This window comes from Beggiatoa alba B18LD, from assembly GCF_000245015.1.
In the GTDB taxonomy this organism is placed as follows: Bacteria; Pseudomonadota; Gammaproteobacteria; order Beggiatoales; family Beggiatoaceae; genus Beggiatoa; species Beggiatoa alba.
The window spans coordinates 2,484,981-2,500,572 of the sequence record NZ_JH600070.1 but is presented as its reverse complement, the minus strand read 5'-3'; the positions used below and the strand labels follow the sequence as shown (position 1 = coordinate 2,500,572).

9 protein-coding genes are annotated in these 15,592 nt (G+C 41.1%); 3 read left to right on the top strand and 6 right to left on the bottom strand.

Annotated features, from left to right (window positions below):
- Positions 1–6 precede the first annotated feature (6 nt).
- From lepB to pgeF, 5 genes are all read right to left on the bottom strand, one after another.
- Positions 7–879, bottom strand: coding sequence for a signal peptidase I (gene lepB / locus BEGALDRAFT_RS10260; protein WP_002686197.1), 873 nt, complete (start codon positions 877–879; stop codon positions 7–9).
- A complete protein-coding gene (gene lepA / locus BEGALDRAFT_RS10255) occupies positions 880–2,673 on the bottom strand; it encodes a translation elongation factor 4 (protein ID WP_002686196.1) in 1,794 nt (597 codons plus the stop codon).
- Between the two features lie 237 nt (positions 2,674–2,910).
- Complete coding sequence (locus BEGALDRAFT_RS10250) at positions 2,911–3,165, bottom strand: glutaredoxin family protein (protein WP_002686195.1); 255 nt, start codon at positions 3,163–3,165, stop codon at positions 2,911–2,913.
- A 309-nt stretch (positions 3,166–3,474) separates the two neighbouring features.
- Positions 3,475–4,674 carry a formate-dependent phosphoribosylglycinamide formyltransferase gene (gene purT, locus BEGALDRAFT_RS10245; RefSeq protein WP_002686194.1) on the bottom strand — a complete coding sequence of 400 codons (1,200 nt, stop codon included), beginning with the start codon at positions 4,672–4,674 and terminating at the stop codon, positions 3,475–3,477.
- Positions 4,675–5,035: 361 nt separating this feature from the next.
- Positions 5,036–5,773, bottom strand: a complete 738-nt coding sequence (gene pgeF / locus BEGALDRAFT_RS10240) for a peptidoglycan editing factor PgeF (RefSeq protein ID WP_002686193.1) — start codon at positions 5,771–5,773, stop codon at positions 5,036–5,038.
- 124 nt (positions 5,774–5,897) lie between these two features.
- Here pgeF and dnaE point away from each other — a divergent pair, with 124 nt between their 5' ends.
- The 3 genes from dnaE to BEGALDRAFT_RS10225 all read left to right on the top strand — a co-directional run bounded on the left by dnaE (position 5,898) and on the right by BEGALDRAFT_RS10225 (position 12,141).
- On the top strand, positions 5,898–10,118 hold the full coding sequence (gene dnaE / locus BEGALDRAFT_RS18245; protein WP_002686192.1) for a DNA polymerase III subunit alpha: 4,221 nt from the start codon (positions 5,898–5,900) through the stop codon (positions 10,116–10,118).
- Positions 10,119–10,320: 202 nt separating this feature from the next.
- The gene (locus BEGALDRAFT_RS10230) at positions 10,321–11,028 is read left to right on the top strand and encodes a Bax inhibitor-1/YccA family protein (protein WP_002686191.1); all 708 of its coding nucleotides are present in this window, start codon (positions 10,321–10,323) and stop codon (positions 11,026–11,028) included.
- Between the two features lie 171 nt (positions 11,029–11,199).
- Complete coding sequence (locus tag BEGALDRAFT_RS10225; protein ID WP_002686190.1) at positions 11,200–12,141, top strand: tetratricopeptide repeat protein; 942 nt, start codon at positions 11,200–11,202, stop codon at positions 12,139–12,141.
- 137 nt (positions 12,142–12,278) lie between these two features.
- Here the strand turns inward: BEGALDRAFT_RS10225 and BEGALDRAFT_RS10220 are convergent, their stop codons facing one another.
- Entirely contained in the window at positions 12,279–15,575 is a 3,297-nt protein-coding gene (locus tag BEGALDRAFT_RS10220; RefSeq protein WP_002686189.1) for a COR domain-containing protein, read from the bottom strand.
- Positions 15,576–15,592: the final 17 nt, after the last annotated feature.

The following is a 15,592-nucleotide window of genomic DNA, read 5'->3' as shown; positions in this document are numbered from 1 at the left end:
GAATTATTAACTATCCAAATTCGTACCAATTCTACCCCAGTTAATACAACTGGTTGGTGACAACAATTGGCAGTTGGGTAATTTGCTATCCCAACTCATCCAGATAAAAAACGCTTTGCCGATTAAATTTTCTTCAGGCACGATTCCCCAAAAACGGCTATCAAGACTATTATCACGGTTATCACCTAAGACAAAGTATTGTTTTTCACCGATAGTCCAACTGCTGATAGTTTGCGGAATTGGGCTTCTTTTTTCAGGCACAATCAAAATAGAATGCTTTTTGTTAAAAAGATGTTCGGTTAATTCTTCTGCTTTTTGTTGGGTCATGTCTGCACTAGAACCAATGCCAATATACGCCCCTAATGGCACTTGTAGAATTGGCTCACCGTTGACATATAGCATTTTATTGACATGATGATACTCAATTTTATCCCCTGGAATGCCAACAAGCCGTTTAATATAAGGAGTTGCTGGGTTTTCGGGATAACGGAAGACGATAATATCCCCCCGTTGTGGTTGATTAATATCCAATACTTTCCAGTTCAATACAGGTAAACGAATCCCATAAGTATATTTATTGACGAGAATAAAATCGCCAACCAATAAAGTAGGCATCATAGAACCCGAAGGAATTCTAAAAGGCTCTACAAGGAATGAACGCAGTACAAGAACAATAATAAAGACAGGTAATAAAGAACGGGCTAAGTCCACAAAAAAAGGAATCTGTCCAACATGTTGATAATCTGTATTACTTGCATTTTCGGAAAGCCGTGTTAATGCGGCTTTGCGTTTAGGCTCAAGATAAAAAACATCATATAACCAGATTACCGTACTGATGATAATTAAAACTACTAAGTAAGCCGCTAAATCCCAAATCATTTATTTTTTTCCAACGTGTAAAACAGCTAAAAAGGCATCTTGCGGAATCGTAACCGAGCCCACTTGTTTCATGCGTTTTTTCCCTTCTTTCTGTTTCTCTAAAAGTTTTCGTTTACGGCTCACATCGCCCCCGTAACATTTTGCTAAGACGTTCTTACGTAACGCTTTCACTGTTTGACGAGCAATAATTTGTGAACCAATTGCTGCTTGTATGGCGACATCAAACATTTGACGAGGAATAACATCTTTCATTCTTTCGACTAAATCTCGTCCACGTGATGTACTTTGATCTCGATGTACAACAATAGATAAGGCATCTACTTTTTCACCGTTAATTAAAACATCTAACTTAACAAGGTTAGCCATTTGAAAACGGAGAAAATGATAATCTAACGAAGCATAACCACGACTTACTGATTTTAAACGATCAAAAAAGTCTAATACCATTTCACTCATTGGGAGTTCATACCCTAATGAAACTTGTGAGCCTGTATATAACAGCTTGGTTTGTACCCCACGTTTTTCAATACACAAATTAATGACGTTACCCAAATATTCCTGAGGGACTAGCATATTGACTTCAACAATAGGCTCGTGCATTTCAGCAACATAATTTTGCAAGGGTAGTTTTGCAGGATTGTCCACCATGACAATATCACCTTTTGTGGTGACAACTTCATAAATCACGGTGGGCGCGGTCGTAATTAAGTCTAATTCATATTCACGCTCTAACCGCTCCTGCACAATTTCCATGTGCAACATACCTAAAAAACCACAACGGAATCCAAACCCTAAAGCCAGCGAGGTTTCAGGCTCAAAATGCAAAGCCGCATCATTTAATTTTAATTTGGCTAAAGCCTCACGGAAGGCTTCATAATCTGACGCATCAATCGGATACATACCCGCGAAAACACGCGGTTGAATCGGATGAAACCCCGGTAAAGGTTCAATAACGGGTTGATCAGCACTGGTTAAGGTATCACCAACAGGCGCGCCATCAATATCTTTAATACCCGCAACCACAAAACCAACTTCACCCGCACTTAAACGCTCACAGTCTAAAGGCTTAGGCGTGAATACCCCAACTTTTTCCACTTGGCAACGTCGTCCGTTAGACATTGCCATAATTTTTTGACCTTTGGTTAGGCTGCCATCTACGACACGCACCAAAGAGACAACGCCCAGATAATTGTCAAACCATGAATCGATAATTAACGCCTGCAAAGGTGCATCTACACTGCCTTTAGGCGCGGGAATACGGATTAATAATGCTTCTAATAAATCAACAACCCCAAGCCCTGTTTTAGCACTGACTCGAACAGCCTCTTTTGCTTCAATCCCGATGATTTCCTCAATTTGTTGAATCACTCGCTCAGGGTCAGCAGAAGGCAAATCAATTTTATTTAAAACAGGAACGACTTCTAAACCTTGTTCAATAGCGGTATAACAATTTGCAACGCTTTGCGCCTCAACCCCTTGTGCCGCATCGACAACCAGCAATGCCCCTTCACAAGCCGCTAAAGAACGCGAGACTTCATAAGAAAAGTCAACATGTCCAGGTGTATCAATAAAATTTAATTGATAGGTTTGTCCATCACGGGATTTATAGTGAAGTGTGACGCTATGCGCCTTAATAGTAATCCCACGTTCCCGTTCTAAATCCATAGAATCTAAAACTTGCTCTTCCATTTCACGATCAGCAAGACCACCGCATACTTGGATAAAGCGGTCAGCTAACGTAGATTTACCATGGTCGATATGGGCAATAATAGAAAAATTTCGAATGTTTTTCATGTAGAACAACGTGTTGAAGCGGTAACAAACTAGCAAGCTCTCAAGATGTTACGAGATTGATAGCAATCAAGGTAATAACAGTTGTTCATTACACAACTATCATTGATTATTAAATCGTTATATTGGGATAAACTCACCCCATCATTGGCAAAGTACACCCCTATTGAAACGCATGTTATGCGGATTGAGTGAATTTGCAAGTTGCCATATCAAAAAATCGTTGCATTCTAGCGGAATTTACAACGTCCTAAAATATGCCTCTACGCTCTCTGTTTCTAAGAAGTAATAACACAACTCTGTTTCCCCCACCGCTAAAACAGGAACGCGGGTATTATACCGTTGTTTTAGGTCAACATCGTTATCAATGTCGATATATTCCACCGTAAAAGAATAACGTTGCTGTAAAAGACTAAGTTCTTGTTGCATCTCCATGCATAAATGGCAACCTTCACGGGTATAAACCGTTAATAATGGTAAAACAGGCGTATGCATTATTCACAACCTAAGCAGATATAGTAAACGTATCATAAAGTGATTTAAATTTAGGTTAGGACTGCCAGTCCTCGGCATCGTTTTATAATACGTTTGCTATAAAATGAGTTATGCGATTTATTAAATTTCTGACTAGTGCTAAACAAATAAAACCTAATCATCTGAATCAAACTTTTCAGGATTAACTTGATTGACAGGATTAACAAAATTTAAACGCCTAAAACAAAAAAATTGATGCGAATGACCCGTTTAAATCCTGCGAATCCTGATTCAGATAACCACTTTTATCTACAAAACGGAATAATCATTTTACGGCTTCACCGTCCGCACCTTACTTGCCGCTAACTTCGCCCGCTCTCTCGCTTCCTCCACGGTTTTCCCCATGGCTAAGGCAACGCCCATACGACGCTTAATAAAAGCTTCAGGTTTACCAAATAAACGTAAATCCGTATCAGGAATGCGCAAGGCTTCTTCAATTCCCTCATAAATCAAGCCTTCAGGGCTATCATAACCGCCATAAATTACCGCGCTCGCCCCCATATTGCGCAAGGTGGTGGAAACAGGCAAACCCAACAACGCACGTGCATGTAATTCAAACTCATTTTGCTGTTGGGTTATCATCGTCACCATACCCGTATCATGTGGGCGTGGGCTTACTTCGCTAAACCAAACCTTATCGCCTTTTACAAATAACTCCACCCCAAAAATACCGCGTCCGCCTAAATTTTCCGTGACTTTATACGCAATATCCTGTGCCGTTTTTAACGCAGTCGCACTCATCGCTTGCGGTTGCCAACTTTCTACATAATCACCTTGTTTTTGAATATGCCCGATAGGGTCGCAAAAATAAGTTTCAATCTCCCCTTTCGCATTCAATGCACGCACGGTTAATAAAGTGATTTCAAACTCAAAATCGATAAACTCCTCAACAATCACCGTGCCACCACTCACCCGCCCTGCTCGCATGGCATGTTCCCAAGCAGGCTGAATATCAGCGGGATTATGTAACATCGACTGCCCTTTACCAGAGGAAGACATCACTGGTTTAACAAAACAAGGAAAACCAATTCTTTCAATATGTGTGCGTAATTCGGCTTCAGAATGGGCATACGCATAGCGAGAAGTTGGCAATTTCAACACATCAGCGGCTAAATCACGAATGCGTTCCCGATTCATCGTCGTTTGTGCGGCGCGGGCTGTGGGGATAACTTCGGCTAATCCTGCTTTTTCAATTTCCACCAACATATCAGTGGCAATAGCTTCAATTTCAGGCACGATAATATCGGGTTTTTCCGCTTCGACTAACGCCCGTAAGGCTTGCGGATTGGTCATATCGATGACATGAAAACGATGTGCGACCTGATGCGCGGGTGCATTTGGATAACGGTCAACGGCGATGACCTCAACCCCTAAACGTTGTAACGCGATAACAACCTCTTTCCCAAGCTCGCCACTGCCTAAGAGCATGACTTTTAAAGCGGTCGCGCTTAATGGTGTGCCTAATTTCACGATGTTCCCCTTGTTTATCTTTGTGATGAAAATAACGTGTATTTTAACAAAGAATGTGAAAAGCCTGTGTCTGTCGTTTCGAATACAACCTAATAAAGGGCTAACTGTCTCCTAACACCTGTCTGAATCAGAATTCACAGGATTAAAAAGCGTGATTCGCATTAATTTTCTAGTAGGTCTTTTTTTGTCTGAATCAGAATTTTCAGAATTAACATAATTTTTTATTCTTTTAATTTTCTTGTCTTTTTAATTCTAAAAATTCTGTTAATTCTGAAAATTCTGATTCAGACAATCTTTTAATCCTGAAAATCCTGATTCAGACAAGCTGTTGTCTTTTTAAAAGAATCTCGCCGAACTCAGGTTATTTTTCTATCCAAATCAAACTTGCCATTCTGCCTGTCACCGATTCACGACGGTAGGAAAAAAAGCGATGTTGTTGTGTATAAGTGCAAAAATTTCCGCCATTAATGGCAGTAATCCCTATGCGTCGCAAGCGTTGACGAGCGAGTTCATACAAATCTGCTTGCCAATGTTGCGCATCTTTGCCTGCTTGGAATGCTTGCACCGAATCGGGATGATTTTCTACAAACGCACGGCGAACTTCGTAACCCACTTCAAACGCGGCTTGACTAATCCCCGCTCCTAACCAGACAAGTATTTGTTCAGGTGGAACGGCTAAGGCTTGCACCGTATTTTCTAAAACCCCATTGAGTAAGCCCCGCCAACCTGCATGAGCAGCAGCAACCCGTGTGCCTGCACGGTCACAGAAAAGAACAGGTAAACAATCAGCGGTTAAAATGGCGCAAATATAGCCCGCAGTCTTTGCCATTGATGCATCCGCAATGCCATCGCTAGGCGGTTGTTCTGCTTGCGCAACCTGTGTGCCATGTACTTGTTTCAGCCAGAGCGGTTCGCGGGGTAATTGCAGGCTATCACGCAATAAAGCTCGATTACGGTTGACCGTGTCCAAACTATCGCCCACGTGGTCGCCTAAATTAAAACTGTGATAAGGGACAGGGCTGAAACCGCCTTGACGAGTGGTGCAATAGGCTTTGATATTGGCAGGAGCTGACCAGTCGGGGATGATGAAATCTAACATGTTATCCTCTTGTTAAGTCTCTAAGTTTTTTAACTTGCTTGACTAAAAGACTACAGGATTCAGCTTAAAAAGGCTAAACTAACTCGTATCATTCGCCCCTCTTTTGCCCTGTATATCCGCCATCATGTCCTGTTTTATTCATCTCCGTTGTCATACTGAATACTCGCTTGTTGATAGTCTTATCCGTTTGAAAGGACTGGTTAAAGCCGTAGATAAGGCGGGTATGCCTGCTGTTGCGGTGACTGATTTAAATAATTTATTCGGCTTAGTGAAGTTTTTTAAAACCGCGCAATCTGCTGGTATCAAGCCCATTGTCGGCGTTGATGCGTTTATTCAACATCCACAGGGTGAAACCTCCCGTATTTTATTGTTATGCCAAAATAAACAAGGCTATCAAAATTTAACCCGTTTAGTGTCTGATGCCTATCTAAAAGGGCAACAAAAAGGAGTGCCTTATATTCATTGGGAATGGTTAGCCCATGCGACAGAAGGCTTGATTGCCTTATCAGGTGGATTACAAGGCAATATTGGGCAAGCCTTGATTGCAGGTAATCAGAATGCAGCGCGTCAACATTTGCAGGCGTGGCAAGCCTTATTTCCCAATCGGTTTTATATTGAACTCATGCGGACAGGGCGAACAAATGAGGAAAATTATTTACATGCAGCGGTCGATTTAGCCTTAACGACACAAACGCCTGTTGTCGCCACGAATGATGTATGTTTCTTAGCCCGCGATGATTTCGATGCGCATGAAATCCGCGTTTGTATTCATGAAGGGCGGACAATTACCGACCCCAACCGCCCACGCCATTACAGCCCCGAACAGTATTTGCGCACCCCTGAAGAAATGCAGGAATTATTCGCCGATATTCCTGAAGCGATAGAAAATACATGGCACATTGCACAACGTTGCAATATTGAATTATCACTGGGTAAACCCTGCTTGCCGATTTTTCCGATTCCTGAAGGCAAGCACATGGATGAATATTTCCGCGAGCAGGCTTCACGAGGCTTAGAAGAACGCTTATTAAGCCAATTCGATAAAAATTCACCTGAATTCGCGCAACAACGCCAGCCCTATGATGAACGCTTACAAATTGAATTAGAAGTGATTATTAAGATGGGTTTCCCTGGATATTTCTTAATTGTCGCCGATTTTATTCAATGGGCAAAAGATAACAATATCCCCGTCGGGCCGGGGCGGGGTTCAGGGGCAGGCTCTTTAGTCGCTTACGCCTTAAAAATTACAGATTTAGACCCTTTACCCTACGATTTACTTTTTGAACGGTTTTTAAACCCTGAACGGGTATCGATGCCCGACTTTGATATTGACTTTTGCATGGAAGGACGCGATACCGTTATTCGTTATGTTGCTGATAAATATGGACATGACAAAGTATCGCAAATTATCACCTATGGCACGATGGCGGCTAAAGCGGTCGTGCGCGATGTGGGACGAGTGTTAGACCATCCTTATGGTTTTGTAGATAAAATCGCAAAACTGATTCCGTTTGAAATTGGTATTACCTTAGAAAAAGCCTTAGAAGTTGAAGAAACCTTGCGCAGTCGTTACGAGCAAGAAGAGGATGTGCGCGAATTGATAGACATGGCGCGGAAGTTAGAAGGCTTAACGCGCAATGTCGGCAAACACGCGGGGGGCGTGGTTATCGCACCGTCAGTGCTAACCGATTTTTCCCCTTTATATTGTGAAGAAAAAGAAGGCGGACTCGTCACCCAATTCGACAAAGGCGACGTAGAAGAAGCAGGCTTAGTCAAATTCGACTTTTTAGGCTTGCGGACGCTGACCATTATTAAATGGGCGTTGGAAATTATTAATACCTATGCCGAAACGCCGTTAGACATTATGCGGATTCCGTTAGATGATGCCACAACTTACGACTTACTGAAAAAAGCCAATACAACCGCCGTGTTTCAATTGGAATCGCGTGGGATGAAAGAATTAATTAAACGCCTGCAACCTGACTGCTTTGAAGACATCGTTGCGTTGGTCGCGCTTTTCCGTCCCGGCCCGTTACAGTCGGGGATGGTGGACGACTTTATTAACCGTAAACACGGACGGGAAAAAATCGAATATTTACACCCAGAATTAAGTGATAACGTCGGATTAGCTGCGATACTCAAACCTACTTATGGCGTTATTGTCTATCAAGAACAAGTCATGCAAATTGCCCAAGTATTATCAGGCTACACGCTCGGTGGTGCAGACTTATTACGCCGTGCGATGGGGAAGAAAAAGCCAGAGGAAATGGCAAAGCAACGTGCAGGTTTTATCGATGGCGCGGTAGAAAATCAGGTAAAAGCGGATACAGCGGGCTATGTGTTCGATTTAGTCGAAAAATTCGCAGGTTACGGCTTTAATAAATGCCTAGTCGGAGAAACCTTAATAGCAGACCCCGCAACAGGGGAATTACACCCCATCGCGCAACTATATCAAACAGGGTTAAGCCACGTTTTAAGCCTGCAAGCAAATCAAACCATTGCAGACAGTCGCGTCGCTCACGTGATGGAAAACGGCATAAAACCCGTGTTTACCTTAAGCACGAAAGCAGGTAAACGCATTACCGCAACCGCGAATCATCCCTTTTTAACGCATCAAGGTTGGCAAGCCTTAGAAAAACTACAATTAGGACAACTCATTGCAACACCTGCCTATTTACCCATTGCAGGACAAGAAAATGCAGATGAAACACGAATTAAACACTGGCTTGCCGCCACTTCAGACGCATTCCCCACGCCTATTTTTCGCTTAAATAAAACCCATCTTGCCCAATTTTTGCGCCAATACTGCACCCTCTTTGCCTTAAATCAACTTGAATTCAATCTAATTTCTGAAACCATTGCCCGACAATTACAACACTTGCTATTACGCTTTGCCATTCCGACGCAATTGATAACACGAGAAACAGAATTTTGTTTGAAATTACAGGGATTAGAGTCTATTAATGCCCTTATCGAACAATTAAGCACCAACAGCTTGCCACTTTCGAATTATCATCTGGACTGGGATGAAATTATCAGTATTCAGCCTGCGGGCGAAGCGATGACTTATGATTTAGAAGTTGATAACACACATAATTTTATCGCTAACGACATCATCGTACACAACTCCCATTCTGCTGCTTACGCGCTAGTTTCTTATCAAACCGCATGGTTAAAAGCGCATCACCCAGCCGCATTTATGGCGGCGGTGCTCTCCTCCGATATGGATAACACCGATAAAGTCGTGATGTTAATCGACGAATGTCGAGAAATGGGTTTAAAAGTGTTACCGCCCCATGTGAATGAATCTGAATATAAATTTACGGTGACCGACGACCAAAATCGAGCCATACGTTACGGCTTAGGTGCAATTAAAGGTGTCGGTGAAGCCGCACTCGAAGGCATTATTCAGGAACGGCAACAGGGTAAATTTAAAGATTTATTTGAATTTTGTCGCCGTATTGACTTACGCAAAGCCAATCGACGGGTTTTAGAAGCCCTCACTCGTTCAGGCGCGTTAGATAAACTCGCACCCAATCGTGCGGTGATGCTTGCCTCTTTAGATACCGCGATTAAATTGGCAGAAAAACACGTTGCTAACAGTAGCGTAGGACAAGTCGATATTTTCGGCATGGGTGGCAGCACCGTTGCAACGGCTGATGAACCAGAAGCCCCCCCTTTTGTAGATGTTCCCGATTGGTCAGACAGTGAACGCTTAGAAGGGGAAAAAGACAGCTTAGGCTTATATTTAAGCGGACATCCGATTAATCAATATATAGACGAACTTAGCAAACTAATTCCTACCCGTTTATCAGCGATTCGTCCAACGGATAAATATCAAACGACGAAAGTTGCAGGCTTAATTATTGGCGTGCGAACCATTAATAGTCGACGCGGGCGGATGGCTTCTTTAACCTTAGACGATAACACCGCACGTTTAGATGTACTTGTCTATTCAGAAGTTTATAACGCGGTAAAAGATAAATTAGCTAAAGATAGTTTATTAATTGCAGAAGGCGAAATCCGCGACGATGATTTTACGGGCGGTTACAGCATGACCGCGAATAGCGTACAAACCCTTGCAGAAGCCCGTGAAACCAGTGCCCGCAGTTTAAATATGTATATCTACCCTGAACAAGCAAAAAATGCGGGTTTAGTGCAACAACTCATCGAGATTTTAAACCCACACCGACAAGGACAAATCCCTATTTGGATTGAATATATGCGTCATGATGCAAAAGTGGATATTCAACTAGGGCAAGCATGGCGAATTAAGCCAAATGATGCCCTTATCACCCAGTTAAAAACCCTACTAGGTGAAAAAAATATACGTATCATTTACTGACAAAAGTTATGATTCATCCCCATCTATCAACAGATAGATAGATAACCACACAGAAAATATAACCATTTTTTCATCTCGCATGACTTGCAAATCTAAAAATAGCACCCCATAATATGTCCTGAATTGTTTGATAAATTAAGAATGCAGGTTTAGCAAAACCAGTTTTAATCCGCTGACATTCACGGCTTTTTAGGAGGTTACAATGGCTAACAATAATCTGTTTGAACGTGTTTCGACTGCACAAGTTGTCAACTTAGAAGCAGCAACTCAACCCTTATCCACAACCGAAGCGAATAAATTAATTCGCAATACCTACACACTGTTATCAATCACTTTATTATTCAGTGCAATAACAGCTGGGGTTGCAATGTTGCTCAACATGCCCCCGTTACATTGGTTAATTACCCTTGTCGGCTATTTCGGTTTATTCTTCACCGTTTCTGCCCTGCGCAATAGTGCATGGGGGATTGTTGCCGTTTTTGCCTTAACAGGTTTTATGGGCTTTACCTTAGGGCCTATCATCAACCTTTATACCCAAACTTTTGGGAACGGTAGCCAATTAGTCATGATGGCGTTTGGCTCTACCGCTGTGATTTTCTTAGGCTTATCAGGCTACGCTTTAACCTCGAAAAAAGATTTCAGCTTTTTAAGTGGCTTTGTCGTCACAGGGGTTTTAGTTGCTTTCTTAGCGGGTATCGGTGCAATCGTATTCAGCTTACCGGGTTTAAGCCTTGCGGTTTCTGCAATGTTCGTCCTCCTAATGGCGGGGATGATTTTATGGCAAACCAGCGACATGGTGCATGGTTATGAAACCAACTACATCATGGCAACGGTCACACTGTATGTTAGCATTTACAATTTATTCATCAGCTTATTACAAATATTTGGCGTTTTAGGCGGCGAAGAATAAGAACAATAAATTTATCGGTTGTTCATTTCCTTTTAGCTCCATCGGAAAGTACGTATTTGTACTTTCCGACTTTTTTTATCCCGCATCCTATCTGCTTTAACCCCTCTGTTTTTTCCCACAAGTTCACCTACACTGACATTAAAATAAATAATCCGTAACAGCAGGGTAAAAATGTCTATACCATATCAATCTGCTTTAATCATTAGCCTGTTAGGAATCCTCAGCTACTCCACCCCAAGTCTTGCGTGGCAACTCCAATTTCAAAACGCCGACCAACAAGCGCAACAAGCCTTTATTGCAGGAGACTACGCCCGCGCCGCGCAGTTATTTACCGACGATTACAATCGCGGTGTCGCTTTTTATCGAGCGGGAGATTATGACAACGCAATAAAAGCCTTTGCCTCCGTCACGCATACTGAACAAATCGTATCGGCAGAATACAATTTAGGAAATACTTATTTTCAGCGTGGTGAATATGATAAAGCCTTGTTATCCTATCAAAAAGTGCTCGGCGCAGACCCCGATAATGCAGACGCAAAACATAATCTTGCTTTAACCTATCAGCGTTTAGAAAAACCCCAACTCCCACAAGGTAGCGGTGCAGAAAAAGCCGAACAAGCGCAAGAAGAAGGGAAAAAACGTGGCGGAGAATTAAACGAAGGGCAGGAAAGCCAAGAAAATAAAGCCGACAAAGACGCATCAGGCGGGAAGGACAAAGAAGGGCAAGGGCAAAGTGGACAACAAGGTGATTTAAGCAGTCCTCAGGGGCAAAATAATCCCCCGCCAACGGAGGCGACAACGGATAAACAACGAGACGGAGGCGACACGCCATTAACGCAACAGGCAAACGCCCCACAACCAACAGAACCCCCAAAAAACGGCAATTCAGAAGAACCCGAAAAAACAGCGGAACAAGGTCAAGAAACGGATAACCCCACCGAACAAGCAACAGCCTCCTCTTTTGCCAGCCAAGCCAATCAACGCTATGAAGCAGAAATGCTAGCGAATATTTTATTAAATCGGGTGTTGGATAACCCCGCACAATTGTTACAACAGCAATTTCAATTAGATACGAAAAAATCGCAATTGTCTAAACCACAACAGACATGGTGATTTTTTAAAATAATGGCTTAAATTTTGTAGGGTGGAATAGCGCAGCGTATTCCACCTTGAAATTCTGCAAAAATTGAGCAAAAACAGATTATAAATCGTGTGGTGGAATACGCTTTGCTATTCCACCCTACATTTTTTTAGTTGAAAAATTCTAAAAGGTTTTCACCGTGTTCGCCGAGCCATTCGCCGACTGTTTTAGCAACGGGAATGAGTTTATCTTTAACTGCGGTAGTGAGTTTTCCTGTTTTATTGACTAATTTTAGTACACGGTCTAATGCACTACCGATTTCTTCTTTATCGGGTTTTTCTTTCTGTGTTTCTTTTTCTGCGTCTATGAGTAGTTTCTCTACTTTTTCGCGTTGTTCACCTAATTCTAAATTTAAGAATAGTTCTTTTAAGTTTCTTAAATCTGTTTGAATACCTTGATTTAAGGTGTTATTAGTTTGGTTTAAAATAGCATCACGTCCAGCTTGTTGAAAAATTACATTGCCATGAATATCACGGAAATTATTACCTCCAAAACTCGTTTTTCCTTCGTTATCTGTTGTCACGTTTAATATTCCTTCTAATAAGTCACGGGCATCTACCATTTTTTTGCAATCGCGTTTTCTACATTGAATTTTAGCGCGGTCGTTTGCAAAGTCTTTTAATTCTTCAAACTCAAAATAATAAGGCTCTTCACAAGTACAGGGTAACATAACCTCATATTGTAACTGATGATAATTTCCATGAATTTTATTCAATTCATACATCACTTCTGTGAGTAAATCACGGCGATTTTGTCCGACGACACGGATTGTTATCGTTCTCGCGCCATAGTTTTCAATGATTTCAGCTCGGGTATTGTAACGCTCTAATATCACACCATTGCGCCAGACTAAGGTTTGTTTTTCGGCAATGTCTTTGTGTAAAGCAACAATTAACTGGCTTAACATGCCTTTAGGCATAAATTTATAGTTTTCATACAAAACCGTTACCGCGTCTGTTGTCTTAAAGTTATAAGCGGGTTGTTCTACGGGGAGCAGTTGCGGGGCGATGTAAGTATTTTGGCAATCGGTGAGTTGATAGCAGAGTTTGAAATTGAGCATTAATTGCAATAGGTTGCTGTGCATTCCTTGATATTCGGGTTCGTGCCAAATATGTTTTAAATCAGCAGTCGTGAATTTACCAAAATTCGCTTTAACCGCTTTATTATCCAGCACATGATAAACTGCTTGAGTTGCCCACGCGGGTTTTAGAAAGAGGATTTGCTCGAGTTGAATATCTTTCTGAAAATGTAGAATTGTCCCTAAATCATGAAGTGTTTCACTGAGTTGTAATTTATCAGCATCGTTTTTAAAGCCGTGTTGGTCACAAATTGCAAAGTATTCTTTTAAATCAATATAGTTTTTGGTTTCTGCTAATTTTTCTAATTCTGCGCGAACATCTAGCCATTTTTTAGGTTGTGGTGTGCCGATGTGCGGAAGTTGTGGCAAACGGTGACGAATATCTGCCATTAAACACTGATAATCTTTACTTTCCGTTTTTAAATTGGTTGTATAACTCTTTTCAAAGTTTTTAAATCGTCCTCGCAATCCTGATTCATCGATTTCGCGTGAACGCTCCTCTTTTTCATTTTTCACCAATAAAACAGGACTGCCTTCACTCAAGGTATTAACCACGTTTAACCAATAATAAAAATCAGTATCTTCTTTGCGATTATCAGCAACTAAAAGATATAACGCCCGTTTTGTTAAAAAGAATTGATGGGTTGCGTGGTAAATTTCTTGTCCGCCAAAATCCCAGATATTGACTTGAAACTGGCGTTCTTTATACGGAAATTCATAGCGCACAACATCAATGCCTTCTGTACTTTCAATCCGCTCTTCAGGTAATTGATAAGTAGGGTCTGTAATTTTACGCATTAAGCTGGTTTTGCCTGCTTCGCCTTCGCCGACAATTAAGAGTTTTGCTTCATATAAATAATCTTGCCCATCTTCTTTTAGTTGTCTTAAATAATTGCGTACTCTCAATAAATTAACTTCGCCAGAAGTTCCTTCTGGCTCTAGTTGTTCAATAGGTGGATAGGTAATAGTGGTTTCTTTCAACCATAAAGTTTTCAATTTAGGTAAATCAAATAATTCATTGGATAATGTTGCGAGGAATTTATTTTCTGTAAGGGCTAAAACATTTAAATGAATTAAACCTTCTAGCTCTGAAATGCTATTTAACTGATTTCCATGCAAATCTAAAACAGAGAGATTTTTAAGCTGTTCTAGCCCTGAGATACTGTTTAATTGGTTAGAACCTAAATATAAAGAAGAGAGATTCTTAAGCATTTCTAGCCCTGAGACACTGCTTAATTGGTTTTCACGCAAATCTAAAGAAGAGAGATTCACCAGCGTTTCTAGCCCACTGACACGGCTTAATTGGTTTCCACTCAAATCTAAAGAAGAGAGATTCTGAAGCGTTTCTAACCCTGAAATATGACTTAACTGGTTATCACTCAAATCTAAAGAAGAAAGGTTCACCAACATTTCTAACCCTGAAACATGACTTAACTGATTATTCCTTAAATCTAAAGCAGAAAGATTCACCAGCATTTCTAACCCTGACATACTACTCAATTGATTTGAACTCAAACCCAATTCAGAAAGATTCACTAACATACCTAGTTCTAACACATGACTTAATTGGTTTGCTCTCAAATATAAAGAAGAAAGATTTACTAACCTTTCTAGTCCTAATATATTACTTAACTTATTATTTCTTAAGTCTAAACCAGAAAGATTTATCAATGTTTCTAATCCTAATACAGTATCTAATTGATTACTACTTAAATACAAAATAGAAAGATTCACTAAAGTTTCTAGCCCTGAGACGTTGCTTAACAGATTATAACTCAAATATAAAGTAGAGAGATTCACCAGCGTTTCTAGTACACGCAAATCTTGTAATTGATTGTTGCTTAAATCTAGCCCAGTCAATTGGGTTAATCGTGCCAACCAAGTCGGGACTTGGGTTAAACGGTGGTTTGTGATTTCTAAGATGGTTAAATGAGGACAGTCAAAAATCCCTGCGGGGGCTTCGTGAGAAAAGAGGGTGAGTTTTAAGCCCAGAATGTTTTTAGCAGGAATTTTTAAGCGTTGAAAATCGGCATAGTGAACGATTAAGCCTGAAATATCCGCGACTTGATTGAGTGGATTACCGCGTAAATCTAAGCGTTTAAGATTCGATAGTTGTTTAATCTCGTCAGGAATAATTTGAATGGCATTATTTTGTAACTTTAAGACTTCCAATTGTGTGAGGGTGAACACTTCGGGCGGGATAGTGATTAAGCGAACATCCTCGAACGTTGATTGTTGATAACTTAAATCTAAGGTTTTTGCCTGTTTTTCACGACAAACTGCTATTTTTTTTAAAATATGCGCAGGGGTTTTGGGGATTGGGGGCATGATTGAAATCTTTAAGA

What these genes read in the sequence shown, in the direction of transcription:
- lepB (WP_002686197.1), bottom strand. Translation starts at nt 879, where the DNA reads ATGATTTGGGATTTAGCGGCTTACTTAGTAGTTTTAATTATCATCAGT.
- lepA (WP_002686196.1), bottom strand. Translation starts at nt 2,673, where the DNA reads ATGAAAAACATTCGAAATTTTTCTATTATTGCCCATATCGACCATGGT.
- BEGALDRAFT_RS10250 (WP_002686195.1), bottom strand. Translation starts at nt 3,165, where the DNA reads ATGCATACGCCTGTTTTACCATTATTAACGGTTTATACCCGTGAAGGT.
- pgeF (WP_002686193.1), bottom strand. Translation starts at nt 5,773, where the DNA reads ATGTTAGATTTCATCATCCCCGACTGGTCAGCTCCTGCCAATATCAAA.
- dnaE (WP_002686192.1), top strand. Translation starts at nt 5,898, where the DNA reads ATGTCCTGTTTTATTCATCTCCGTTGTCATACTGAATACTCGCTTGTT.
- BEGALDRAFT_RS10230 (WP_002686191.1), top strand. Translation starts at nt 10,321, where the DNA reads ATGGCTAACAATAATCTGTTTGAACGTGTTTCGACTGCACAAGTTGTC.
- BEGALDRAFT_RS10225 (WP_002686190.1), top strand. Translation starts at nt 11,200, where the DNA reads ATGTCTATACCATATCAATCTGCTTTAATCATTAGCCTGTTAGGAATC.
- BEGALDRAFT_RS10220 (WP_002686189.1), bottom strand. Translation starts at nt 15,575, where the DNA reads ATGCCCCCAATCCCCAAAACCCCTGCGCATATTTTAAAAAAAATAGCA.